At 50.3% G+C, this 24,259-nt stretch carries 21 protein-coding genes and 1 CRISPR repeat array; of the genes, 3 read left to right on the plus strand and 18 right to left on the minus strand.

Features of this window, described 5'->3' with window-relative positions:
* Positions 1-220 precede the first annotated feature (220 nt).
* Positions 221-604: a hypothetical protein gene (locus MKY64_RS21350; protein WP_340955541.1), complete on the plus strand. Its 384-nt coding sequence runs from the start codon at positions 221-223 to the stop codon at positions 602-604.
* Between the two features lie 166 nt (positions 605-770).
* Here the strand turns inward: MKY64_RS21350 and MKY64_RS21355 are convergent, their stop codons facing one another.
* From MKY64_RS21355 to MKY64_RS21370, 4 genes are all read right to left on the minus strand, one after another.
* Positions 771-1,877 carry a Ger(x)C family spore germination protein gene (locus MKY64_RS21355; RefSeq protein WP_340955544.1) on the minus strand — a complete coding sequence of 369 codons (1,107 nt, stop codon included), beginning with the start codon at positions 1,875-1,877 and terminating at the stop codon, positions 771-773.
* Between the two features lie 2 nt (positions 1,878-1,879).
* Positions 1,880-2,995 carry a GerAB/ArcD/ProY family transporter gene (locus tag MKY64_RS21360; protein WP_340955547.1) on the minus strand — a complete coding sequence of 372 codons (1,116 nt, stop codon included), beginning with the start codon at positions 2,993-2,995 and terminating at the stop codon, positions 1,880-1,882.
* Entirely contained in the window at positions 2,992-4,413 is a 1,422-nt protein-coding gene (locus MKY64_RS21365) for a spore germination protein (protein ID WP_340955550.1), read from the minus strand. Before MKY64_RS21365 ends, MKY64_RS21360 begins: the two co-directional genes overlap by 4 nt.
* 318 nt (positions 4,414-4,731) lie before the next feature.
* The gene (locus tag MKY64_RS21370) at positions 4,732-5,634 is read right to left on the minus strand and encodes a LysR family transcriptional regulator (protein WP_340955553.1); all 903 of its coding nucleotides are present in this window, start codon (positions 5,632-5,634) and stop codon (positions 4,732-4,734) included.
* A gap of 139 nt (positions 5,635-5,773) precedes the next feature.
* Here MKY64_RS21370 and pyk point away from each other — a divergent pair, with 139 nt between their 5' ends.
* Positions 5,774-7,204: a pyruvate kinase gene (gene pyk, locus MKY64_RS21375; protein WP_340955555.1), complete on the plus strand. Its 1,431-nt coding sequence runs from the start codon at positions 5,774-5,776 to the stop codon at positions 7,202-7,204.
* A 33-nt stretch (positions 7,205-7,237) separates the two neighbouring features.
* Here pyk and MKY64_RS21380 read toward each other — a convergent pair whose 3' ends face one another.
* The 5 genes from MKY64_RS21380 to MKY64_RS21400 all read right to left on the minus strand — a co-directional run bounded on the left by MKY64_RS21380 (position 7,238) and on the right by MKY64_RS21400 (position 11,717).
* Positions 7,238-8,041 (minus strand): hypothetical protein, encoded by an 804-nt coding sequence (locus tag MKY64_RS21380; RefSeq protein WP_340955557.1) that lies wholly within the window; start codon positions 8,039-8,041, stop codon positions 7,238-7,240.
* Positions 8,042-8,358: 317 nt separating this feature from the next.
* A complete protein-coding gene (locus MKY64_RS21385) occupies positions 8,359-8,817 on the minus strand; it encodes a RidA family protein (RefSeq protein ID WP_340955558.1) in 459 nt (152 codons plus the stop codon).
* A gap of 109 nt (positions 8,818-8,926) precedes the next feature.
* The gene (locus MKY64_RS21390) at positions 8,927-9,907 is read right to left on the minus strand and encodes an aminoglycoside phosphotransferase family protein (RefSeq protein WP_340955560.1); all 981 of its coding nucleotides are present in this window, start codon (positions 9,905-9,907) and stop codon (positions 8,927-8,929) included.
* Positions 9,885-10,646, minus strand: coding sequence for a hypothetical protein (locus MKY64_RS21395; RefSeq protein ID WP_340955563.1), 762 nt, complete (start codon positions 10,644-10,646; stop codon positions 9,885-9,887). The genes MKY64_RS21390 and MKY64_RS21395 overlap by 23 nt, the downstream gene beginning before the upstream one ends.
* A 519-nt stretch (positions 10,647-11,165) precedes the next feature.
* On the minus strand, positions 11,166-11,717 hold the full coding sequence (locus MKY64_RS21400; RefSeq protein ID WP_339313030.1) for a TetR/AcrR family transcriptional regulator: 552 nt from the start codon (positions 11,715-11,717) through the stop codon (positions 11,166-11,168).
* A gap of 147 nt (positions 11,718-11,864) precedes the next feature.
* Between MKY64_RS21400 and MKY64_RS21405 the strand changes: the two genes are divergently transcribed.
* The gene (locus tag MKY64_RS21405; RefSeq protein ID WP_340955566.1) at positions 11,865-12,803 is read left to right on the plus strand and encodes a ketopantoate reductase family protein; all 939 of its coding nucleotides are present in this window, start codon (positions 11,865-11,867) and stop codon (positions 12,801-12,803) included.
* 173 nt (positions 12,804-12,976) lie between these two features.
* Positions 12,977-13,736: a CRISPR direct-repeat array (repeat unit 32 nt; unit sequence ATTTCAATCCACGCACTCACACGGAGTGCGAC).
* Positions 13,737-14,407: 671 nt separating this feature from the next.
* On the opposite strand, the gene MKY64_RS21410 is transcribed toward MKY64_RS21405, so the two are convergent.
* The 9 genes from MKY64_RS21410 to MKY64_RS21450 are packed head-to-tail and all read right to left on the minus strand — an operon-like array spanning position 14,408 to position 24,248.
* On the minus strand, positions 14,408-15,214 hold the full coding sequence (locus MKY64_RS21410) for a hypothetical protein (RefSeq protein ID WP_340955568.1): 807 nt from the start codon (positions 15,212-15,214) through the stop codon (positions 14,408-14,410).
* Positions 15,215-15,229: 15 nt separating this feature from the next.
* The gene (gene hemW, locus MKY64_RS21415; protein WP_340955570.1) at positions 15,230-16,528 is read right to left on the minus strand and encodes a radical SAM family heme chaperone HemW; all 1,299 of its coding nucleotides are present in this window, start codon (positions 16,526-16,528) and stop codon (positions 15,230-15,232) included.
* Between the two features lie 4 nt (positions 16,529-16,532).
* Positions 16,533-17,819 carry a B12-binding domain-containing radical SAM protein gene (locus MKY64_RS21420; protein ID WP_340955572.1) on the minus strand — a complete coding sequence of 429 codons (1,287 nt, stop codon included), beginning with the start codon at positions 17,817-17,819 and terminating at the stop codon, positions 16,533-16,535.
* A 26-nt stretch (positions 17,820-17,845) separates the two neighbouring features.
* A complete protein-coding gene (locus MKY64_RS21425; protein ID WP_340955577.1) occupies positions 17,846-19,129 on the minus strand; it encodes a B12-binding domain-containing radical SAM protein in 1,284 nt (427 codons plus the stop codon).
* Between the two features lie 2 nt (positions 19,130-19,131).
* Positions 19,132-19,890, minus strand: coding sequence for an alpha/beta fold hydrolase (locus MKY64_RS21430; protein ID WP_036723297.1), 759 nt, complete (start codon positions 19,888-19,890; stop codon positions 19,132-19,134).
* 39 nt (positions 19,891-19,929) lie between these two features.
* Positions 19,930-21,126, minus strand: coding sequence for a flavodoxin family protein (locus MKY64_RS21435; protein ID WP_340955579.1), 1,197 nt, complete (start codon positions 21,124-21,126; stop codon positions 19,930-19,932).
* Positions 21,123-22,562, minus strand: coding sequence for a U32 family peptidase (locus tag MKY64_RS21440; RefSeq protein ID WP_340955581.1), 1,440 nt, complete (start codon positions 22,560-22,562; stop codon positions 21,123-21,125). Before MKY64_RS21440 ends, MKY64_RS21435 begins: the two co-directional genes overlap by 4 nt.
* The gene (gene hemW / locus MKY64_RS21445; RefSeq protein WP_340955583.1) at positions 22,559-23,941 is read right to left on the minus strand and encodes a radical SAM family heme chaperone HemW; all 1,383 of its coding nucleotides are present in this window, start codon (positions 23,939-23,941) and stop codon (positions 22,559-22,561) included. The genes MKY64_RS21440 and hemW (MKY64_RS21445) overlap by 4 nt, the downstream gene beginning before the upstream one ends.
* Entirely contained in the window at positions 23,931-24,248 is a 318-nt protein-coding gene (locus MKY64_RS21450; RefSeq protein WP_076079596.1) for a carboxymuconolactone decarboxylase family protein, read from the minus strand. Before MKY64_RS21450 ends, hemW (MKY64_RS21445) begins: the two co-directional genes overlap by 11 nt.
* Positions 24,249-24,259 lie beyond the last annotated feature (11 nt).

A 24,259-nucleotide genomic window follows, 5' to 3' on the forward strand; every position in this document is an offset into this window, starting at 1 on the left:
TTTTTCATATTACGTCTTTGGGAAACACCCTATTCATTATCTTGTCAGACCTACGGAGTGATGTCCAGAATGACATTTGTGAGAGGAATGCAGGATTGCCAAAACGTCGGAGCTGTGCAGGGGATCTAACATAGAAGGGGACAGTTGTTAAACGCAAATTGTCCCTGCAATAACTTATACCTTCATCTGTCCCTTGATAACCTTCATCATACTTTTGCCTGTGGCTACAATTGCTTCTTCCGCTGGGCGTGGTGCCCATCCCAGTAAACGTTTGGCTTTTTGGTTACTCGTTGACATATCTTGGCGAAAGAATCACGAGCAAAAAATAACAGATTTGACCAACTTTTTTCTAACATTCTCTGATGATTTTCGATTGGCCATTGAGAGTGATTACACAGGGCTACATTATCAAATCTTCAAAACTCATATTACCCAATTTTATGATGAGCTTACTCCCTTTCCAGACTGGACAGGTGCGAAACGAAATTATTGGATTCATTTTATAAGTGCCGGTGTTTTTGAAATTTGGATGATGCGGATAAAGAATGGTCAACAAGAAACCCTAGAAGAAATATCCGCACTCATCCGACTTTTTCATAAATAAAAAACAGAGAAATACGATGGAACGAGTAGGTGAACTGGCTGAGCAGGAACCGGCAATGTTAAGGCGAAAAGCGGATTCGCCCCGATAGCATAACAATCTGTTCAATTAACCCGCTGAATTTGTGCAAAGCAAAGGTATCATACGCTCTTAAGCGGCTCGGAACGATTTACTTGTTTTGAAACACATCAACTGCTCCATTAATCAAAGGATGCACTTTGATGTCGTAGTCAACATTAATTCTCATGTTTTCCCAATGTTTTAACCATTGTTCATCCGTTATTTCCTTGGAAAATGGCTTAAGTGAATGGGTGCCGATCTCTAAGGGATCGACTTTCCAACGTTGCATTCGTTTTAATAAATCTGAAGTTTGTTCCTCAAGGTAGACCTCAATTTCATGAACTAAATGTTCCAATTGTTCCTCACTTTGAATATTCAATTCTCCCTGGTATTCCTCAATTCTTCCTTTCAATCCCACATGTAAGGACAAGGATGAATAGTCGCCCGATAGTTTCATGCGAACATTGGATCGAATACGTCCTAAACTGATAGATAGCTTTGGAATGGCCAAGACTTTTAGGAAATGATTGTTATCCAGAAGTTGAAAAATATTATCGTCCACGTCTTGAATGACCATTACTTCTTTATCGTTTTGGAAGATGCCTGTTCCTACGTAATTGAAATTGTCCTTATCCGAATGAAAAACCGGCAGGACCGGATCTTTAAAAGGAGAATATACCTTCTTCATGAATTTATGAATATTGACGATGCTCATTTCACCTTGATTATGCTCCTCGTAATGCTTTAACATCCGATAAAGGAAATAATCCTGGTTGTCTTGCACCGTCAATTGATTTTTTATGTATTCATCAAAATCGCCTCTGACAATCAACAAATAGACACGCATTGAAATATCAGGATCAACCAGTATGGTATTGATCAGCTTTTCAATGCCTCCTTTTTTTGCCAGCTCCTCATTCATTAATAACATTCGCAGCTGCCCCTGCTTTAATTCCCGATAATAAATTAAATTAAACTTCTGGTCTCCCTGCTTTAACAGATCGACTTCCTTGGAGAGAAGACGTTTTTTTTCTTGGATGAGCGGGGGGACTAAAGTGCTGATTCTCAACTTTCCTTCCGTCCCCTTGTCAACCGACCAGAAAACTACCGGAGCAATCTCTTCGATCTTATTGTTCTCGACATATGGGGAAGAACAGCCGGCCATCCACATAAGGCTTACAACCGCCAATAAACCATAGTGCTTGTATGGTACCATCCCTACATACTCTCCTTTCGTTTAACTGCAATGAAAAGGATCGCAGGAATAAGTAAATAAATGCATGAGCCGGTCCAGATTTGAAGGTTCAGTAACATCTTTTGACCCGGAACCGTTTGCCATAACCATTGATCCATTAAGATGATGCTTATCAAAATGACGAACCAGCTCGACAATAAACCAATCCGAGTTGTGCGTTCTTTCATTTTTCTCATAAAGATTCTTCCGGCTCCATAAAAACACAACAGAAGAATTGAAATGTCAAACACATAATTAAACATATGGAAAGAGATAAGGATGTAATCGATTCGTTCTAAACCGCTCGTTTGAATGTAGCTTCCCATATATCCTATCGGAAAATCGATCTTGCGTAAGTAGTGTGATCCGTAAAACAATACCGAAGCAACGAACAATAATACATATTCCATGATCGACATCATATTTCCAATAACCAGGTATTTCGATATTTTTTTATTGGAGCTTAACCATGGAACCATAAAAACCAAATATACCGGACCGGAAAATGCCGACCAAATAAACAACAAACCTTGCCATGATTGTCCTGACCATTCGGTGGGTATGAGAGGATACAAATCGCGGTAATTGGCATCCGGTTGGAAGAAAAAAGGAATAAACAGGACTGAGATCCAAGCCCCGCAAAGAAAGGCGATGACGACAAAACGCAATGTATTCTCCATTCCATGTGAAGCCACATATAAGCTGATCAAAAGAATAAATAGGATCAGCCACCTTGTATCCATAGATGGAAAAATAAAATTATGAAGCATTTCAATGTATCCCAGTGTGATGATTGAAATTTTTAACAATATTATCAAAAATCCAAGTATTGCGAAAACTTGAACCGTCCGTTTCCCGAAAAGCTGTAAAAATCCTTGATAGCCTTTCGCTGCATAACTGGAAGTAAACCATTTGGACATCATCATCAAATTAAGTTGGGACAGTAGCCCCATCGCGACAATTCCCCAAACCATATACGGATGAACCAAATAAACCGGCATGATCAAAATAAAATAATGCATTTGCATGCGATTCACTAAGAGAAGGAAATAGATACCGCCAAGGGTGGAAGTTCGATTATATAAGGATAAACTCTTCACTTCTTCATCTCCTGTCGCCATTTCCGTAGTGGTTTTAGATATTTCGGACGTGTTTTCATCCAAATTAAAGGGCCGCGGATAAAGAGGTCATTCCAATCCTTTCCATAAAAAGGAGCAATCGGTGCTAAATAAGGTTGACCTAATGACGTTAATGCATGGAGATGTGCAAGAATCCCGATCAGCCCGATCACGATTCCCGGCAACCCAAGAAACGATGCAAGGACAAGAAGAAGAATTTGTATCAGCACCATGGATTTTGTCACTTGATAATTGGGAACTAAAAAGAAAGCAATGGCGGATATACCCATCAGCACTATCAATACTTTACTTGCAAAGCCTGCTTCTACAGCAGCTTGTCCAATGACGATACCACCGATAACCCCTAAAGTTTGACTGGTTTTGGTCGGCATTCGCAAACTTGCTTCTTTGATGATTTCCAGCGTTACGATCATGAAAAATCCTTCCGCAAACGGAGTAAAGGGCAATTTGCCTCTCGATTCCAATAATACGTAAAGAAGCGGCAGCGGAACCATTTGGTAATGAAATGTCGTTAACGCAACATAAAAAGGAATCATCGTCAAAGAAACAATAAAACTTCCGTACCGGATTAAACGTAAAAAACTGGCGACCGGCCAACGAAGGAAGTAGTCTTCCGGAGATTGGAGTAGATGAAAAAAAGTAATGGGAGCAATTAAAGCAAACGGTGAATTGGAAACCAATAGCGTCAGCTTTCCCTCACCTAAGGCGTAGGCGCAGGCATCCGGCCGATCCGTTTGTAGAAACTGCGGAAAGACCGTATGATTATGATCTTCAATAAAAGCTGCAAGCTGAGAGGAGTCTAAAAATTGATCGAAATCCACACTTTCAATTTTCTTTCTTGCAAGGGAAACAAATTCTGGATTAGTTAATCCGTCTATGTACAGTAACACAACTTTCGTTTTACTCAGTGAACCGATAGTAAAGCTTTCCGTTTTTAATGTCGTTATAGGCAAACGTCTGCGCAACATTGTAATGTTTTTATCGATTTGTTCACTGAAGCTGTCTTTCGCTCCATATATAACCGTTTCCGTTTGGGAAGGTTCAACTGCCCGGCCAAGAGGGCTTTCCAGTTGGACGCCTAACCACTGATCGTTGACTGAATCGTTTAGAAGAATAAATCCTTGCATTATTTTTTGCTCAGCATCTTCGATTGATAGAACTTCCGAAACTTTGGCATTGGTTATGCATGAAGAAAGCGAATTGCAAGCAGAACGATGAAGTGGCTGAATAATCGTCTCGTTTAAACGCTCTGGATCGATTAACGTTTTTATGTATAAAAGATGGACTGAGGCACTGGAACCCATTGTGAGCTCAACAATTTCGGCATCATCCATATGGTTTAATTTCTGTTTTAATTCATCAAGCCATGTTTCAACCATAGTCTTCTCCTTCATTTAAGAAATCAAAATCCTGCGGTTTTATCTTGCCCTGAAATGGAAAAATTATACGACCGGGTAGCTGCAAACAGGCTTTTTGATTCCGCTTATATCATGACATGTCTTCGTTCAATGCCAGCCACTGCACCGCCAACCCGAACCTGACACATTATGATCCCGATCCGCAGCTGGAAGCTCTTGAATGAGGCACATTCATGTTCTGATCGTCCTCTCTTTATCTTCGAAAAACTGATGTGCGTAACCGCAATCTTCTCTCTATAACGTCCTAATAGTGCCATTCTTCTTTTGCAAGCAGAACAGTTAATTTCTTGCCCATCCTTTCGACTGCTCCCGGACCAGTGAGAGAAATGCTGCCGCCGCTGGCGACAATGCCTCCTGCTTCCGGGTACAGACGGCAATCGGATTCAGCAGCGAAGTGCCGTTAACCATCACACGCTCCACTTCCCCGCGTTCCACATTATCCCTAACCGCCAGGGAGGAGATGAAGATGGCTCCGTAGCCCGCGATGACGGCCCGAACCATCTCGTTCACCCCATTAAATTGTAGACCTACCTTGGGAGGACTCACGTTCAAAGCCCTACATAAAGAGAAGAGACGCTCCCGGGTAGAACTTCCCTCTTCACGCAGAATGAAGGGAACCTTCATCATTTCCGCTAAAGTAATTTCCTTTCCGCCGTATGGATGGTTTCTCGGGACGATGAACCAGAGCTCATCCTCCAGAAGCTGCTCCCATTCAATACCCGGTTGCTCCTCCCAGCCGCCTCCGTATACGGCTACCTCGGCATCGTACTGTAGCAGACCCTCCACCGCTTCCCGAGAATTCGCAGTATTCAAGACCACCTCCACGGAAGGATGCTCCTGCTTGTAGAGTGCCAGCCATTCCGGCAGCAGCAGATTGGCGGGCAGATAGGTGGCGACAATCCGCAGGATTCCGCTGAACCCGGCCTTGTATTCACGGACTGCCTCATCCAGCTCACGCTCCAATGCAAACAACCGTTTGGCATGACTGGCCAGCATCTGTCCCGCATCGGTCACTAGAATGCCACGCCCCTTAGGGGCTAACAGCTGTATGCCTAATTCCTTCTCCAGATTGCGTACCTGGGCTGTAACTGCAGGCTGGCTGATCCGTAGTTCCTCCGCAGCACGGGTGACTCCGCCTTTTTCAGAGATGGTATGAAATATTTTAAGGGCATGAAGATTCATAAGATGACCTGCCTCCTACATCAAAATTGATGAAGAACGAAATTATATATATTTTTCTGATGAATCATTATGCTTTATTGTAAGGATAAGGGAAAATTTTCACAAGATTAAATAATTTATCGATGAAGGAGAGAATTTCATGAGCAAAACAAAAATCGTCTGTACCATCGGCCCCTCCAGCGAAAGCCCCGAAATGCTCCGTAAGCTGATCCAAGCCGGTATGAATGTCGCCCGCCTGAACTTAGCTCACGGTGATCTGGAGGAGCACACAGAACGCATCCGCCACATCCGGGAAGCAGCCAAGGAACTAAACCAATATGTGGCCGTCCTGCTCGACATCAAAGGTCCGGAAATTCGTATCGGCAAAATGGCCTCGGACTTCGTGGAATTGGTACCAAGTGAAACTGTGATTCTGACCACAGAGGAAGTGCTCGGCACGAAGGACCGCATCCAAGTCACCTATAAGCAGTTGCCCCAAGATGTGCAGCCCGGTAGCAGTATCCTGATCGATGACGGTCTAGTCCGTTTGGAGGTCGTAAAGTCCGAAGGTACCGAGATCACCTGCCTCGTTAAGAACGGCGGCAAGCTGAAGCCGCGCAAGGGCGTCAACGTTCCCGGCATCAAAACCAGTCTTCCAGGCGTAACTGAGAAGGACATCCTGCACATCAAGTTCGGCGTTGAGCAGAACATCGACATCATCGCTCAATCCTTCGTCCGCAAAGCTGCAGATATTCTCGAGATTAAACATATTCTGAGTAAACACAAGGCCGACCATATCCAAATTATCGCCAAAATTGAAAATGACGAGGGCTTGGAGAACCTGGACGCCATCCTGAACGTAGCCGACGGACTAATGGTTGCCCGCGGCGATCTGGGCGTGGACTTGCCGGTGGAAGATGTGCCGCTGGTTCAAAAAGACATGATCAAGAAGTGTAATCTGGCCGGAAAACCGGTTATCACCGCCACTCACTTGCTGGAGTCCATGCAGATGTACCCGCGTCCGACCCGTGCAGAAGCAAGTGACGTCGCCAACGCTATCTTCGATGGCACCGATTCCGTCATGCTGTCTGGTGAATCTGCCGCAGGTAAGTACCCGCTGGAGTCCGTCGAGACTATGGCCCGCATCGCCGCAAGCGCTGAGTCCGTCCTGGGGAGCTACGGCCGCTCCAACTGCAAGAGTAACGAGACTGGCACCAACGTGACCCGCGCCATTGGCGAATCCGTTGTCCGCACTGCCCTCGCGCTATCCGCCAAGGCTATTCTCGCCCTGACCGAAAGCGGCTTTACCGCCCGGATGATCGCCAAGCACAAGCCCGCTGCACCGGTAATCGCCGTATCCACTAAGGAGAGCGTGTTGCATGCCCTCTCCTTGACTTGGGGTGTAATTCCGCTGCTCCGCGACGAGTCTACTTCTAGCACAGATGCAGCCGTAGAAGCCGCTGTTGAACTGGCGAGGTCTGCCGGATACGTGCAAAATGGCGACTTGGTGCTCATCACCGCCGGAGTCCCTGTAGGCTGCGCCGGAACCACTAACCTTCTGCGGGTTCACCGAGTTGGGGAAGGGATTTAAATAAAAACGGAGTTCGCATTTTACTCCAGCCTATTAGAAACGCAGATTGCCCCCGATCAAATCTTTGGTCATTGGATCAAAAAACATTGTAATCGGTCCCAGTTGGCCGTTCATTTCCGTATCAAATTGAACGGATACAACAACATCTAACTTTCTGTCATCAATCCAATAGCCAACGTTTTTTCCAGACTCTAGGATCACTATGGCTTTCTCTTTCTGCGTGGTTAAAGTGCTTCTTTCCTTTTCTGAGATTTGGGCCCAAGCTAGATTCCGAAATTCATCTTCATTTTTAAGTTTGTCATAGTGGAAGACATAATAGTACCAGCCGCCGCCCAGATTCTTATAGTCATTCACATAGTTGAATTTCGAAGGATCGCCTTTGGCCATCTCTGGTAGGCTGAGGTAGGTTATGCCTTGTTGATACAAGTTGTCTTCGGCATCAAACAAAAAGTCAATACTTTTACTAGGGGCATCATTTAAGGAGGATATCCTCTTTACAATACCTTCTCGAAACAAATTTTGAGCGATTTGTTGAATTTCAGGGTCCTGGATGTTCTCGATGGAATAATCTTGTTGAAGTATGACAGGCCGAGTCTGGAACACTTTTTCATTTTCTAACAGATAACGGCCTAGAATATCAAAGTCCTCACGACGGTTCTGAAAATATATAATAACCCCAGTCTCTGGACGCTTCAGCACTTCGCTAACGTTCAGGGGAATAATAAAGTCACTTGCCGTAACATGCTCCTTGCTCTTGCTGTTCAAGCCAGCACATCCGCATACCGCCAATGCCAAACAAATTACAACTGAAATGAATTTCATCGGCCAAAAATTCATAATGCGGCCCCCCATTAAGACAAGAGTTGTGAATTTATGTCACGAAATGGCTTCTAGGTATTGTTGTAACATTGATGCTCACCTTAGGTATGACGGTTGCAGGGAGCGGGCTTCCTGTATATGATTTCTTCAGTTTCTCTATGGTCAGTATCTATGTGTTCTTGAAATCTACTCTCATTTAATGTAGTTATACCTGCTTTTGTATGCTGCTGGTACCAGGCATCATAAGTGTTCCCGCGTTTTTCAATACCTACTACGCAAACCTGCCCGTAAGCTCAGTGAAGTTATCCACACCAGAGCAATATCTACAATGAACTTTACTCCTCAACCTCAAATATAGAATCAATAATGATAGGAAGATTATCTCTAACCGAAACAGCTCCAAAGACTGAACGGGCATGGATACCTTTTTCTCCGAAAACATCCAGCATCAGATCAGAACAGCCATTCAGCACTTTATGATGCTCTTCAAAACTGGCGACCGCATTAACAAAGCCCTGAATTTTAACGACCCGTTTCACTTTATCCAGTGTATCTAAAGCTGTTTGTAATACGGCCAAAATTTCAATCCCCGTTTGTCGTGCAAACTGATAACCTTCTGCGGTGGTATAGTCCTGACCTAACTTACCTTTGGGTGTACCAGCAGGACCTTTGCCTGAAACGAACAATAACCCGTTTACTTTTACGAAGTTTGCATACTTAGCTGCCGGTTCGCTTGCATGGGGGAGAACGATTCCTAATGTTGCTAATCTACTAGCCACTGTTTGATCAGTCATTTTTCAATCTCCTCACTCATTAGATTTGGAAGAATTATAGCAAAACGTTAGGCGGGAGCCGTCCACATGCCAATATACATAAGGCTGGTCCAAACGCTTGCTCGAAGCTTCAAGCTCCCGTCACCATGTCTAAGTATTTCCTTAAGTCTTCTTTAGCTCGCGAATCACTGGTCCAAGCTCCTAAATTCCAGCTGATATATCTAAGTCCTAAATATCGTGAGGCGATTGCATACAGTTGATTGAACTGACTGATAGAAAATTCGATGTTTGAGGCAGCCAGTAGCCGCTTATATTCCTCTAGTTGTTCTGCAGTACGTAACCGTAATGGGATATCTAAAAATATAGATCCGTACCGTGCCTCTTCCCAATCAATAAAGGATACATCCGTATTGTTATGCACCAGCACATTTCCCGGGTTAAGGTCGTTGTGGATTAACGTCTGGCTGGTTTCATCATGAATCACCTGTTGAATATCCTCCAGAAACGTATTAGCTGCTGCTTCAACAGAGAGAATGTAATCCCCGAAGACATCTATAAACTGCTCGTTTTCCTTGGCCGTCTGCCATTGGGGCTTCCAACGTTCATAGATCATCTTTTCGATATGTAAGCTGTCTGCTTCAGGTAACCATGAAAGTTCTTTCTTTTGGCCAAAGTTAGAGAGGTGGATATGTGATAACGCCCTCGTCTCACTGAGCTGAAGTGAATGAATATCCAGACTCCCATAGTCTGTCTGAGCGTCAACGTCCTGTAAACAAACCAGGAATCTCTCCTCTGACTCAGCACCATCTGAACAAGAAAACGGTACATTGGCTCTTTGGGCATAAAGCGTGCGCAATACTTGCCGCTCCAGCCTGGTTGCCTGCTTTGAAACTAGGGACACCCTCGATGTTTTGTCATCCGCCTGGATTATAACCGAATGGCGATTTAACTCCACAGCTTGAGAACCCAAGCCCATAGGCTTGCTCTCAATACTTAGAACTTCTGCCTTAGGGTCTATAAATTCGCTTACAGTTCTCTGCACCAATTTAAGGATATTATTATCCATTAATGTCAAGTCCTCACCCAAATCATTTAGTGTTTTCAGCCCCATTACTTTCAATCCCTTTATAAAGAGCACTGAAATCTTCACCTTCATTTAGAGAATCAATAAGCTGCAATAAACCAGGTGTACCAACAATCCCATACCACCTCGAAACCTCATAACATGCCAGTTCATAATTCATAGTACTTGTAGTATTAGCCTGAAATGCAGAATGGGAGTCCAAAAGAATAAAATCGACGGGTTCTTTGCCATCATTCGTCTGAGTGCTCCAAGTCTTTTCCATATCGGTAAACCGGCCATCCACCATAGCGGCTAAACCCTCGTCGAACCATACTGGCACCTTGCTGCTGTTTTTAAGTCTTTTCCTTAATTCTGCATGGGTAAATTCATGAGCAATGACGTTTACGCTATAACCACGGGGGCCGATCACAATATAGCTATTCCATGGATAATAATAAGTTTGCCCAATATCTGAGTCTGCGTAATTTTCCAGAGTCTCATTGGATTTTGCATAGATTAGAACAGGAATCGACTCTTTCTGGCCAAAAAGTGATTTGATTTTCTCAGCAGAGGTCTTAACAAAATGAATTACTTCTGCTTGCTCACTCTCATTGATATCAGGTTCAACATATACGTTATGAGCAATTTGCTTCATATTGGAGAACTTGACTAATACCGCATGGGTTTGCTTATCATACATTAAATATAAGAGCAGTAAGATGAGAGCGAATCCCAGAATGGTAGAAAAGCCGATTATTTTGATCCTTTTTGATCTGCGTAATGACAATGTAATCTTCTCCAGATAATAAAATTAGTACTCTTAGTCTAGTTGTGAGAATCGGATAAGTGCCATATCACAGAGAGCACCGGGAATGAGGATCTACCACCGCTTAACCCAAATTGGCTCCAGGTTAGAGTAACCCAAGGCTTGCAGCAGCTGCCAAGCGTTCTCTATCGTATGCTGCTTTCCTTTGCGCCACAATTCAGGCTGTTCCCGTTCTATGTAATGTATTATCTCGGAAATATGCCCCGGTTTGCCTAGATGAATGGTGGTATGGGAGTTGTTTTTGTATGCTGAAATATCATAAAACTCCCATGAGGTGTGACGATCCTCTTCGGGTGGAGCGGCTGCGAAAATGAGCGTGATTTTGGTGGTTTTATCTTCCTTGGGCGAAATATTTAACGTGAGGCGGGAACCACCCACATGCCAGTATACAAAAGGCCGGTCTTGGACGGTTAGCTGTCTGATCTGAGTTTTTACCGTAGGACAATCCCCCTCATCATATCATTGTTGTATTTTAACATATTAAGGAATCACCGTCGTCCCAATCCCATTAGTAAATAGGGTATCTATCAGCTTGACCAATTCTTCCGACGACAGATCTTTGTCATTCCGTATCCACAGGCGAAACATCGACATTAGTGTGGATATGTAAAACTCAATGATATAGGGTGCTAAAGCTTCATTTGCCGGAAGGTCGACAATTAATCGTTCAAAAGGAATTTCTCTTTTCAGACGTTCAATAAAACGAACAGAACCATAGTCGCCCAAGAGGGCTTTCAGGATTGAAATTTCCTCTGCATTCTCCAGGCATTGAAGAGCATCTTGGAAGGTATGTGTGGAGAACTCTCTGCTTGCCATTTCCTCTTTAATGGATCTAAAAACACGCTCTTCCACGTAATCCAACAACTCATAGATATCCGTAAAGTATTGATAAAAGGTGCTGCGGTTATATCCTGATCGCTTTGCGATCTCTTGGATGGTTATTTTTTCAATGGGTTTCTGGCTATATAAATCGCAGAATACATTGATGAAGGTTTGTCTTGTTTTATCCGTAATTTCAGGTTGCTTATTCATTATTGGCCTCCAGTTTCTGTACACGGATTACACAACAGATTTTAAAAATCTGATGGTTGATGGTCCTATAGCGCTTCTATACAATAAATTATACAACACGTTGTTGGATAATCAACAAGGATTAATATATAGGCTCAGGAGGCTAATATGAGAATTTTATTTTTCGGCAGAGGTGTCATATCGGTCCAGTATGCTTGGGCGATGGAACAGGCAGGGCATACCGTGGAATTTTACGTTAGAGAAGGGAGGAAAGAAACTTTTGGAAGCAGCATTAAGCTTGAAATGTGGGACGCACGAAAGGGGAAGCAGCTCATAAAAGAAAGCTGGAACGTTACATTGCATGAGAAAATCAGTCCCGGTTATGACCTCATTATTGTGAGTGTCAACACGGAACAGCTTCCGGCAGCAGCACAATTATTATCGGCAGTTGCCGGGAGCACGCCTATCCTCATCTTCAATAACCTTTGGCAGGATTTGAAATCATCGATCTCGCCCCTGTCTATGAACAATGTGGTCTTTGGATTCCCGGGAGGCGGCGGTGGCATTGAGGACAACAGGCTTAGAGGCGGCTTTTTAAAAATGCTGTTTCTGGAGCAGCCACGGGCAGGCACTGAAGCTATTAACAACAAGGTCAAAGTGCTATTGGAAAGTGCCCATTTTAAAATTCGTTGGATCAAGGATATGCAAAACTGGCTCTGGAATCACTTCGCCATGAATGCGGCAATGGAAGCCGAGGTGTTGAGACTGGGAAGTTTTGCGGCAGTCTTGGATCATAGCGACTCCTTCGCAAATGTTGGCAGGAGTATGAGGGAGATGATTCCGGTAATAAAAGCCAGAGGCGGAAAAGCTGATGCGACTTCTCTGCTGCTGACTAAGATCCCGCCGGCACTGCTCGGCACGCTGTTTAACAAGCTGGTTTTTGCAAAGGGCAGCTTAGCACGGCTTTTCATGGAATACAACAATAGCAAAGCAGGCTTTGCGATACATGAAGTTGTGCGGGAAGCGAAAAAGTTAGGTATAGCTTTGCCTCGGCTTGCTGCGGCTTTGGAAAATGCTAGGCAAAACATAGCAGAAGTATCAGGATAGGAAGGGTTTAAGCTATTTTTCGAAACAGAGTAATTCTCGATTAACATCTCCACACTCCACACAGGGTATGGACTGGGTCGGTCGCATAGCGGTCGGCCTTTTTGGTGCATTTCAATTACGCACTCACACGGAGTGCGACCTGCGGTAGCAGAGTAGCATTTGCTGCTCTTAGGATTTCAATCCCCGCAATCACACGAAGTGCGACATTGCCTAGCCCTCGTAACTGCACCGCGCCCTGAATTTCAATCCACGCACTCACACGGAGTGCGACCAGCAAATCAGCGACCAGATTGCTTACCTGATATTTCAATCCACGCACTCACACGGAGTGCGACATTCCGCCGGATGGTGGCCTATCGGCCTTCTATCAATTTCAATCCACGCACTCACACGGAGTGCGACCTAACCTGTACGGTGTCCATCCTCTTTCATCAAGATTTCAATCCACGCACTCACACGGAGTGCGACGATATTGACAAAAAAGCGCGGTACTCCTTTATTCATTTCAATCCACGCACTCACACGGAGTGCGACCTTATATTGCTCTACGATAGCCAATATCTTAGGGTCATTTCAATCCACGCACTCACACGGAGTGCGACTCAATTGGATTCCTCTATAAAGGCATCATTCATCCTATTTCAATCCACGCACTCACACAGAGTGCGACATTGATTTAATAAGTACGTATCAGGTTTTGAGAATTTCAATCCACGCACTCACACAGAGTGCGACTGGTAGTAGATGGTAACAACCGCACAAAGATGCATTTCAATCCACGCACTCACACAGAGTGCGACCGCTTCTGGGCGGCAGTGCCGAGTCATGGCCTAGATTTCAATCCACGCACTCACACAGAGTGCGACATGGATTCCGATCATGTGATCCCCACCTTCATCTTATTTCAATCCACGCACTCACACAGAGTGCGACAGCGGAAAACAGCATAACCTATGCTTTTTCCGTATACATACACTATACATTCCTTTGTTCCATTCTCGAAAAGGTATCTGTCCACGCTTGACTTTTCAAGTACTCCCTCGATTCCTGAGAGTTTCGACAAATTCTGAGGTGCGAAACCCCTGGGGATTTCATGGGAGCTTGGCATTCGCACCGGCTCTTTGTTTCTATTGTACCTCTTCGGCTATATTCTGTATAATCCTATATTGTCTCAACACGTTATCCGCCGAAGTAGTTAAACACACTGCAAATAAGCCAGACCGCATACTCAGTATGCAGGCCGGCTATCTCTGTTTCCTTTACTTGACTAGGACCTCAGCGTGGTGCTCTCTTCCACTCTTCCAAGTGGACTCAGAGGCCCTTATTTCGCGAAAAATCCAACTTTTCCAGCATTCGCGGACTACAGGGCGCTTATTGATGGATATGCCACCTAAAAACGCCTCGCTGAGAGACAATAAGCGCACTACAGTCCGCCTAGCCGCAAAAAACAAGGTTTGTTTAAAAATAACGGCCCTCAGGTCCGCGAAGGAGCATGGAGCAGCAGAGTTGGGTAACCAGACGGGTTCGCTCCCTCAACAAGCGTATTTCTCAGGAGCAATACGCTGCACCTACAATCCACGACGAGGTCGCATCACTCGCCCCCATCAAGCATTCATCAACACCTGAATGCGCTCCACATCCTGGCTGAATTTCTTCGCCAGGCGGGCTTTGCCGAGGTTGGACTTCACGATCTTCTGCATCCGCTTGTCATCCGTTACTGCGAACTTGGCGAGCATGCGGAAGCCTTGCTCGGGGGCGCGTTCCACAAAGACGCTGAGCGCATATTCCAGACCCTTGGAGAGAACGCGGAATTCTTCCGCGCCGTAGCGGGTCTGTCCGGCGGCAATCTGGTCCAGGATCTCCTCAGACAGCTCCAGCGCATACAGGACATTGGCCTGCTCCTTCAGCATCGGCGGATGGGCCAGGGCGGCAACGAAGGCCCGCTGCTCCAGCGCGTTAGCCGTGCCTTTCATGCCATCGAACAAGGCGCGGAGCGCGCCAAAGTCCTGCTCCCCGATGCGCTGCAGCGCCATCGCTGCCGCCTCGCGCATCCGCCAGCGGGCATCATTCATCGCCGCCCGGCAGCGCTCCAGAATGGTCTCCTGGCGGGCAGGCTCCGCATAACGGTAATAGCTGCCCATCGCCTGGAGCGCGCAGAACGGCAGGAACTCGCGGGGATCATCCGTCGGCGCCTCCGCCTCCGTCTTGCCGGTCCACTCCACAAGCAGCTCCCAGGCTTCGCTGGCCACCCAGTCCGATGCGAAAGCATCCGCGAAGGTGGAAGCCGCGCCCAGATTCGCCCGGGGTCCCGGCAGGTTCGACTCGCCCATGAGACGCTGCTCCAGTTCCCCGAACCTCCCGGCCTCCTGAAGATCCTCATAGAAGACGTTTTTGGTTACTTTACTATTCATCTCAGTACCCCTCCATCATTTTGGAAAAGCCATCTTGATCTGCTCCTCGCAGAACTCCTTACATACATTGTTGCCCCAGAACAACCCGTGGAAACGCGTTAGCGCGATGGTGTCCTCGCGGATCTCGATCAGCCCTTCCTTCACGAACTTGTCAAACAGCTCGGGGAAATGCTCCTCCGGGAAAACGCCGAATTTGCGGCGGAACTGCTGGCGGTCAATCGCTGTACGGCGCAAGCCCATCGCCAGGAACTGATTGGGCAGATCCTCTGCCTTCACTTCGTAGCCTAAAGCAATGGGCAGGTCGCCGGATGTAATCTTTTTCACATATTCAGGGAGTAATTTCACATTCTGGTAGGCATACCCGCCCACATCACCGAACGCCCCCAGTCCCACAGAGAGCAGGTCCAGGTAATCGTCAAAATGCTTGCGGCTATACACATGATGGCCTCCCGGCCGGACGAAATCATAAGTCGATTCCACCGAATATCCCTGCGACTCCAGATAACGGCAAGCCTCTATATACATCTGCTGCTCCAGCTCAAGTCCGCCGCAGGCCGGAAGCTCGCCGCTGGCAATGCGCTTCGCCAGACCGAAGCCGGGAATAATCTTCAGCGGAAACAGCGTGACATGACCGATATCCAGCTCCACTACCTTCGCCAGATCCTCAAGCCATTCCTGCATCGTCTGGCCCGGCAGATTGTACATCAGATCCAGGCTGACGTTCGCGATGCCCGCCTCTCTGGAATCCTGAATCGCCCGCAGGGAATCCTCCCCGGTCTGAAGCAGCCCGAGACGTCTGCCCAGCTCATCGTTGAACGTCTGCACCCCGAGACTGATCCGGTTCACCCCAAGCGCCTGAAGCAGCTTCAGCTTAGCAGCGGTGAACGAGGCGGGATTGCCCTCGAATGTGATCTCTTCGATATTATGCATAGGAAGTGTAGCCTGTAGCTGCTCGAATAATGCGGTAATCTCTTCCTCGTCCAGCACGCTTGGCGTCCCGCCGCCGATATATAGCGCCTCCACTGAGCAATTGCGGATCTGCGGCGTCATCCCGTACATCTCCAGCTCGCGGAACAGTGCAGCCAGATAATCCTTGCGGGCTCCCTGCTCGTTGAACGCCTTGGGGTACGGGCAGAACGGGCAGATCGAGTCACAGAAGGGAATATGTACATAGACCAGCTTGGAGCTTGCCGCAGCTTGATTCAAGTTCATGAGTGACGGCAGCCGTTTGCTGTCCTCTGGCGACACCGGTGTGTTCCCCATGGGATAGTGCCCTATCCCGATCTCCCGGAACGGGTACACAGGCTTGTTCATTCTATCAAGTCCTTCCTCCAATTGAATTCATAAGCATATCTTTATAGATGTGGCGTGATGCGGACAGAGCATCGGTGAGCAGGTCAGCGCTGTAGTCCTTGGACTGATAGTAGGCTGGAAAAAGCAAGTTATCCTCAGCCCGGATCACCTGCTCCTGTAGAGCGATATGGTAGAGTGCGGTGTGAGGGTAGACACGAATGCCTTGGCTGGCCAGAATATACACAGGGTTCATCTGATTGACCACCTGGACCGTCTCTTGCACCGTCTCCGCATCCTCTCCCGGCCCGCCGAACAGCAGCGATACCGAATAGGGAAGCTGATAGTGTTCCAGCAGGTGTCCCAGCTCAACCAGCTGCTCCGGGGTGAATTGCTTGCCCATCCGCCGGAGCATCTGCCGTGAACCCGAGTCGGCCCCGATGTCCACGAAGCGGCAGCCGTTCTCCTTCAGCGAGCGGATCAATTCCTCCGTAACTTGAGCCGGGGTCAAGGCGCAGCTCCATTCCAGCGAGGGGCTTGTGCAGCCGATCAGCTTACAGAACTCCACCGTCTCCTCCACCTCATGATTGAATACCCCGTCTACAAAAGTGATGTTATGCACCTGATAGTCATTCTCCAGGATCTTCATATCTTCACTGAACTGCTCCGCAGGAATCCGGCAGGCACCGGCATTCATGTAGCCCTCCGAGCAATAGATGCAGTGCCGGCTGCAGCCTCTGGAGGCCTGGTAGCCCATCGAGGCTTTTTTGATGCGGGGGTTCGGGATAAAATACTGCGGAGCGAACAGCGGCTTCGGCGGAATACGGCTGTACACCGGATGATAGGCGGGATCTGCATTACGTACCGTGCCTGTCTCCGGGGCCTGACCCCGCTCGATCTCTCGGGCCAGCCGTACCGCTTCCGCTTCGCCCCCGCTCCCCTTGATGCCGTAATCTGCCCCCAGCTCCTTCACCAGCTCGCCCGGCATCACCAGCATTGCAGCCCCGCCAAGCAGTACCTTGGCTGAACTGCAAGTACGGCATACCTGCATGACTTGCTGTATAAAAGCGTGATAGCTCTCCGGCTGCTGGATCACCTGATTATCGATGTTGCGCACCGAGAGGCAGATCAGATCTGCTCCGTTAACCCGCAGCTCCTCGCGCAGCGCCTCCAGTGGCTCAGCCATAAAGGCCAGATCCAGAAAGCGTGTCCTGAATCCGGCAGCGGTCAGAGCCGAGTAGACCATCCCCGCCCCGACGGGAAGGACTGGCAGCGGCTTCAGCAGTGTATTCGTAGACACCACCAGTATTCTCATGCTTCACTCCACCCGCTCTTCCTCTTTCATATGAACATCCAGTCCGGGTTACGCTCCCGGTACGGCGCACAGATGCTGTTCGCCTGCTCCAGACTCAGCTGCGGAGACATGAAGAACTTCGGATGGAGCAGATCATCCGGCTCCGGCGAACCTGCATAGCTGTACATATCGGTGGACGGCAGAATACGGATGCCGAACAGGCCGAAGATGCGCTGCACCGCAAGCTCCTCCATCAGCTCCAGCGTCTCGTGCAGGGTCTCCGGCGTCTCCTCCGGCCCCCCGATCAGCAGGCAGAAGCTGAAGTCCAGCGCCTGATCGCGGCAGAGCTGGACCACCGACCGGATCTCGGCCTGCCGGAAGTTCTTCTTGAACGACCTGAGACAGATATCGCTGCCTGAATCGATGCCGAACTCCACCTCCGTACACCCGGCCTGCTTAAGCAGCCCGGCGAATTCTGCCGTGAAGAACCGCGGATTCAGGAAGCAGCCCCAGGATAACGGAAGTGTCCGCCCGATCAGCTCCCGGCAGATTTCTTCGGCATGCTCCAGGGGATAGTTGAACACACTGTCCACGAAATCAAATGAGCCGATGTCATACTGCACCACCATCTGCTCAATCTCATCAGCCACCCCCTTAGGCGACCGCAGGCGGACGGCCCGGCCCTCCAGTGACGGGTAAGCACAATAGGTACAGCTTAGCGCACAGCCCCTTTTGGTCAATACATTATGACGGACCCTACGGTCCACATCATAGCTGTGCAGAAACCCGCTGCGGCTGGGAAAATACTCCTGATCCAGCTGTTCAGGCGCATACGGCGACCAGTAATTCCATTCCCCGGCCCTTGTCCTGAACATGAGCCCGCTTACTGCGGATGGCACCTGCCCCGCTTCCAGCTGGCTAAGCAGCTCCACGATACTGTCACAGCCGTCACCGACAATGCCGTAATCGGCTCCCGTCTCCTGCAGCCACTGCCGGGGCAGGAGCGAGAAGCCCGCCCCGCCCAGAATGATTCCGGTCCTGCTATTCCATTCCCGCACCCAATCCACCATCAAGCAGACCTGATCCACGAAGCTCCGGGGATACTGCATGCAGCAATTATCCAGGTTACGGATCGACAAGCCGATGTAATCGGGCGCATAGGCGTTAAGGTAATTCGTAACGGCCTCCCGGGTGTACTCCAGCTGAGTCATGTCCAGCATGCCTGCCTCCCAGCCGGAAGCGACAAGACTGGCGTGAATATAGCTAAGACCCAGCGGGAATACAGGGGGCCGCTTCTCCGTATTCGCCGAGATCAGCAGCACTCTGCCCATGCTCACTCCCCCTTAAGAAAAGTGAGCGCGGCAGCAGCTACGTCTTCGCCCGCCTCAAGAAACATAAAGTGTCCAGCTCCTGGAACCGAATGCATCCGGGAGTCCGGCAAATACCGGTTCAGCTCCAGGGCCTTGTGCAGCGGCGTAATCCGGTCCGCCTCCCCGGTAATAATCAGCGATCTCTGCCGGATGCCCTGAAGAATCGGCCGGAGATCGGGATGCTTGATCTGAATCATCAGACGGTGGGTCGCGGCAGGCAGCCGGGACCAGCCCTCCAGAATCTGATGCTGAACCTCCTCATGGCCCTCGGTGAAAAAATACGGAACCGCCGCCGCATTCGTCTGCCGCACAGCATCCGGCGTGATCTCTTCCCCGTGCTCCGGCCGCTTGAACGGAACCGCGAAGGTGGCGGCGGCCCCCATCAGCACCAGCTTCTTCACCCGGTCCGGCTCACGGGCGGATAGCAGGAGCGCAAGCGTGCTGCCCAGGGAATGCCCGATGATCGAGACCTGCTTCAGCCCCTGCTCATCCAGCAGCCTGAGAATATCATCAACCATGTCCTCCAGGGTGAAGGCCGGACCGGCGTATTCCGATTGGCCGTGTCCGCGCAGGTCCGCGCGGATCACCTGGTAATGAGGCTCCAGTGCCCGGGCCAGGTCCCCGAAGACGAGCGAAGAGTCCCGGTTGCCGTGCAGACACAGCACGGCCTCCCCGGCGCCCTGCCGGCTATAAAATAAAGGTATCCCCTTAGTCTTCAGCATGTAGTGTGTATCCTCCCTTGAACTTCCCGGCCGGGCCGCTCATACGACAGCTTCCTCCAGATAGTCCACGACCCGGTCTATATCCCGGCCGTCTGCTTCATCGACTGCAAACAACCTCCACTCCCCGGGGCTTCTGCCTACCAGAATAGCCGGCTGTCCAGGCGCCAGGGTGCAGCGTGAGGCCAGCTTATCCTCCCAGTCATAGTAGAGCATGAAGCCGGGAACGGTCTGGCTCGTCTTCTCCTTCACGAATTCATGCGTGATGAAGTGGGGCAGCTGCCCGACTCTTGCAATCAGCGCACAGTCTGCGCTCCCGCCGAACTGCTGCTCCAGCTGTTCCAGCAGCGGCCCGCAGCGGAGGCTGGCCTGCTGATCGCCGATAACGAAGATGCGCGGGTGAATCGAAGCCAGATCACCGAGCGTAACCTCCTCATCCCGGACGTCCTGCACAGTGAAGGCAGACCAGACTTCAGCCTGCACCCCGCGTTCCTGGCTCGGCTCCATAGGGTCCTGGCTCGGCTCCATAGCATCCTGCCCCCCGCTTCCCTGCTCTCGCCCTGCCCCCGACTGCCCGGGAAGGTCGAAGTATGAGAAGCCCAAGGAGGAGGCTACCCGCATCCCAACCGCCCGGGCCATCATCTTCGCCTCTTCCGCTTCTTCAATCGGCTTGCTCCAGGAGCGCTTGCGGATACCCGGCTGGCCGTCATATTCAATCAGGCTGATGCCCGCGCTGGCAATCATCGACAGCTTGATCGCCGTGAAGCAGGGCATCAGCGAGGCCAGCGCCCATTCATGCCCCGGTCCCGCTGCGACAACAATCTGTCCGGCGACCTTGCCCTTGAACGCTTTGCCCTTCACTCCGGCCACCCGGTCGTAATTGTAGTACTCGAAGTCCAGATCCTCGTCGCTGCACGGCTCGCAGCGGTCGATCCAGTTCTTCCAGACGGCCGGAAGCGAGAGCGCATAGACCGGGGAGGCGAAGACGAACCCGTCCGCCTCCTTCAGCTTGTCGTACAGCTCCGTCAACTGGTCCTCCGGGTCCTTCAGCAGGTGGCAGTGCTTGCCGTTCATGCAGTTGCCGCAGCCGTCACAGGGCAGAATGTTGTAATCATTCAGCCGCAGCAGCTCCGTCTGCACCCCCTGCTCCGCTGCGGCTTCAAGCGCAACGGAGAGCAGATATTCGCTGGAGCTGTGATGCTTCTTCATGGACCCGGCAAGCCCGATGATCTTCTTCATCCGGCTGCCTCCTCTAAGTCCAGCTCAGCCGTATCGAAGCCCAGTGCCCGCAGATCGCTAAGCGCGAACATCCGGAAGTCTGCCGGGGTGCACAGTACATTGGCCTTGGCGACATCCTGCCGTAAGACCTGGGCACTTCCCCGGGCAGCCGCCAGCTCCTCGGCCTTCTTCCGGATCTCAGGCCCGGCCATATCGCGGATGAACTCAGGCTTGCGCCCAATGACCGCGCCCAGAAGACTCTCGCCCTCCGCGCTCCAGACTGCCTTCGCCCCGGCCGCTGACCCGAAGAAGCTTCCCGAAGCGAGCGCCGCGAACAGCTGCTCGAATTCCTTCAGCGCTTCATCTCCAGGCTTCGCCATGGACACGGTCCGGCTGGCCCATTCAGCACAGTAGCCGCACTTGTCACAGTCCATCCGGTCGCAGCGCTTCGAGCGGAAGCCCTCCAGGAAGCCTTCCATACTCTTGTTGTCGATGCTGGCCTGGAAGCTGAACAACAGGCGGTAGACCTGTCTCATTTTGTCAGACGGTGCGAAATCCTCCTTGATGTTCTTCGAGAAGTTCGGCATTTCGAAGTCAGCCTCGGCCATCCGCGAATTAAGCAGGCTAAGCAGGTTCCCCTCATACTTCCGCTCGGAGTAGGACTGCGCAGTCGCGGCAATCTTCTCCGTGGTCTTCATCCGCTCGGTCAGCTTGAACTTGTGGTAGCCCAGCTCTTCATAGATATACATGTCCTCCGGGCGAATCCACTGCGACTTCAGCAGCTCCTCCGGGTGCTGGAGCTTACGCTCCGTACAGCGCAGCATATAGTAATCCAGCGCGAAGCCGTCCGTCACATGGTTACACTGCGAGGCATGGCTCTGAAAGTTCGCATGATTCTGGCGCATCGGGCAATCCAGCATACAGTCATTGGTCGCAATGAGCTGATAGTCGAGGCGGGTATTCTTGCTCAGGCTCTCCAGGAAGGCGAAGTCACGGTTCCGGCTCTCGGGCAGGGTAATCTCGCTGACACCCTTTTCCTCGAAATACCGGGCTTGTCTCAGCGTATTCACATTAGCAAAGGTAGACAGGCTGATCTTCACATCCGGCAGCGCGGTGCGCACCATATCAATCAGCATCGGGAGCGATACCGTCACATATTCCGGCTGCAGCGTGCCGATCCATTCCAGCAGCTCGCGCAGGCGGTAATGGAAATCCTTCGTGGTCTCCAGGTTATCCAGACAGGTAGCGTTCAGCAGATAATTGAACTTGAACCCGTAGGCATGCAGCAGCTTCACATGCTCCTCCACCCTCGCCCGGTCTATGGTTGGCAGTGCAAAGGTTGGTCTTCCGCCGCCCACCAGATCTGAGGACAGCTTGCCATAGAAAACATCCACATGCGAATCCTTCAGCAGGATAGGCAACCGGTCATCAAAGTTCGTGCCGACAGACAGCTTCATCCCTTCAGCTCCTCTCCGGCAGCCTCAGCCGGCTTTTGTCCGCGTGCCAGCTTCACACGGCTCTCGAAGGTCTGCTGGTTCGCTTCCGAGAAGAATTCCTTGCAGACGTTGTTGCCCCAGACAATACCTCTCGCGGACAGGCGGATCTCATGCTCATCCGTTTCCAGCAGGCCTTTGGCTACCAGCTCATCGATCGTCGTACCGAAGACCTCCTCCGGCTGGAATCCGAACATGCCGGTGAAATCCTTCCGCTTCACGGACAGCATCCGCAGGCCCTTGGCCATCATCCCGTGCATCGCTTCCAGATCATCCGCCTGGCTGGCGATGAAGACGGACAGGAGCTGCTGCTGGAGCCGGTCACTGTACTCCTGGATATCTCCCTGGTTGATATACATCAGCTTATTGACATAACCGAAGGCGGCCGGGCCGTGCGCGAACAGATCCTTCTGCTGGGTATAGTACAAGAGGACATGCCGGTCCTCGAAGCCCGGCTTGGCGAAATCCCACACGCTGTACTGGACATAACCCTCTTCCTGCAGCAGCCGCTTGGCTTCCAGGTACATATCCACTTCCAGCTCGACACTGCCGGTAGGGGGAATCTTGCCTTCCTTGATCATTTTGAACAGGGCAGTAAAGGGTACTACACACAGAGAGAATACCGTGATATGGTCAATGCCCAGACGTACCGCCGTACGGACATCCTCTAGCCATTCCTCCATGGTCTGCTCAGGCAGGTTGTACATCAGATCAATCCCGATGTTCTCGAAGCCCGCCTCCTTCGCTTCCTCCAGCACCTCGAAAGCCCGCCGGGAATCATGGCTCATCCGCAGATGATGCCCCATCTTGTCATTGAAGGTCTGGATGCCGATGCTGATCCGGTTCGCCCCCTGGGCGCGGATGGCCTGCATTTTCTCCAGCGTCAAGGTTGCCGGACTGCCCTCGAAAGAGATCTGCGCATCCGGCGTCACCCGGTAATTCGCCTGGACACTCTTTAGCATCTCCACCATCCGTTCAGCCGACAGAGCCGAAGGCGTTCCGCCCCCGAACGTCACTGCACTGATCGTGGACTGCGAACCATACGGGGAAGAGGCATAGATGCCGATTTCGGCCTTGACGGCCTCCATGTACTGCTCCACCTGCTTTTCCTGATAGGCCATCTTGTTGAAGGGGCAGAAGATGCAGACCGAGGCGCAGAAGGGAACATGGACATAGACTGCGCCAACATTATGCGCCGGCGGCTGGTCACCAAGGCCCATTGTTCCGTAAATATCAGCCGGGGTAACCTCGGTCACAGGATTGGGATAGTGGGACACACAGATAGGATCTCTATGGGGATAGACATTGTAGAAGGATTCACGGGTTGTGGTCTTAACGGCCATGATGAACACCCCGCTTGGCTTCCACAGCCGACAATGCCGCAGCAAGGCCCGAGGAGACCGCCTCAATCCCTGCCACCGGCAGACAATTCATCACGGTCTCTGTCACTTCCTCCGCGCTCGCACCCAGCTCATAAGCCTTCAGCGCATGCAGCCGGATGCCGTAGGTAGAACGGTCTGTAACTACGCAAGCCAGCCGGATCAATTCCCGCACCTTAGGCTCAAGCGTCCCCGTATCCTCAATCGACTTGCACATGCTATCAAAAGCGGCCCCTACCTGCGGATTAACTCTCATCAACATATCGCTCATCAGCTATACCC

This window comes from Paenibacillus sp. FSL R7-0210, from assembly GCF_038009085.1.
In the GTDB taxonomy this organism is placed as follows: Bacteria; Bacillota; Bacilli; order Paenibacillales; family Paenibacillaceae; genus Paenibacillus_AQ; species Paenibacillus_AQ silagei.

What these genes read in the sequence shown, in the direction of transcription:
- MKY64_RS21355 (WP_340955544.1), bottom strand. Translation starts at nt 1,877, where the DNA reads ATGGTACCATACAAGCACTATGGTTTATTGGCGGTTGTAAGCCTTATG.
- MKY64_RS21365 (WP_340955550.1), bottom strand. Translation starts at nt 4,413, where the DNA reads ATGGTTGAAACATGGCTTGATGAATTAAAACAGAAATTAAACCATATG.
- MKY64_RS21370 (WP_340955553.1), bottom strand. Translation starts at nt 5,634, where the DNA reads ATGAATCTTCATGCCCTTAAAATATTTCATACCATCTCTGAAAAAGGC.
- pyk (WP_340955555.1), top strand. Translation starts at nt 5,774, where the DNA reads ATGAGCAAAACAAAAATCGTCTGTACCATCGGCCCCTCCAGCGAAAGC.
- MKY64_RS21380 (WP_340955557.1), bottom strand. Translation starts at nt 8,041, where the DNA reads ATGAATTTTTGGCCGATGAAATTCATTTCAGTTGTAATTTGTTTGGCA.
- MKY64_RS21385 (WP_340955558.1), bottom strand. Translation starts at nt 8,817, where the DNA reads ATGACTGATCAAACAGTGGCTAGTAGATTAGCAACATTAGGAATCGTT.
- MKY64_RS21390 (WP_340955560.1), bottom strand. Translation starts at nt 9,907, where the DNA reads ATGGGGCTGAAAACACTAAATGATTTGGGTGAGGACTTGACATTAATG.
- MKY64_RS21400 (WP_339313030.1), bottom strand. Translation starts at nt 11,717, where the DNA reads ATGAATAAGCAACCTGAAATTACGGATAAAACAAGACAAACCTTCATC.
- MKY64_RS21405 (WP_340955566.1), top strand. Translation starts at nt 11,865, where the DNA reads ATGAGAATTTTATTTTTCGGCAGAGGTGTCATATCGGTCCAGTATGCT.
- MKY64_RS21410 (WP_340955568.1), bottom strand. Translation starts at nt 15,214, where the DNA reads ATGAATAGTAAAGTAACCAAAAACGTCTTCTATGAGGATCTTCAGGAG.
- hemW (WP_340955570.1), bottom strand. Translation starts at nt 16,528, where the DNA reads ATGAACAAGCCTGTGTACCCGTTCCGGGAGATCGGGATAGGGCACTAT.
- MKY64_RS21420 (WP_340955572.1), bottom strand. Translation starts at nt 17,819, where the DNA reads ATGAGAATACTGGTGGTGTCTACGAATACACTGCTGAAGCCGCTGCCA.
- MKY64_RS21425 (WP_340955577.1), bottom strand. Translation starts at nt 19,129, where the DNA reads ATGGGCAGAGTGCTGCTGATCTCGGCGAATACGGAGAAGCGGCCCCCT.
- MKY64_RS21430 (WP_036723297.1), bottom strand. Translation starts at nt 19,890, where the DNA reads ATGCTGAAGACTAAGGGGATACCTTTATTTTATAGCCGGCAGGGCGCC.
- MKY64_RS21435 (WP_340955579.1), bottom strand. Translation starts at nt 21,126, where the DNA reads ATGAAGAAGATCATCGGGCTTGCCGGGTCCATGAAGAAGCATCACAGC.
- MKY64_RS21440 (WP_340955581.1), bottom strand. Translation starts at nt 22,562, where the DNA reads ATGAAGCTGTCTGTCGGCACGAACTTTGATGACCGGTTGCCTATCCTG.
- hemW (WP_340955583.1), bottom strand. Translation starts at nt 23,941, where the DNA reads ATGGCCGTTAAGACCACAACCCGTGAATCCTTCTACAATGTCTATCCC.
- MKY64_RS21450 (WP_076079596.1), bottom strand. Translation starts at nt 24,248, where the DNA reads ATGAGCGATATGTTGATGAGAGTTAATCCGCAGGTAGGGGCCGCTTTT.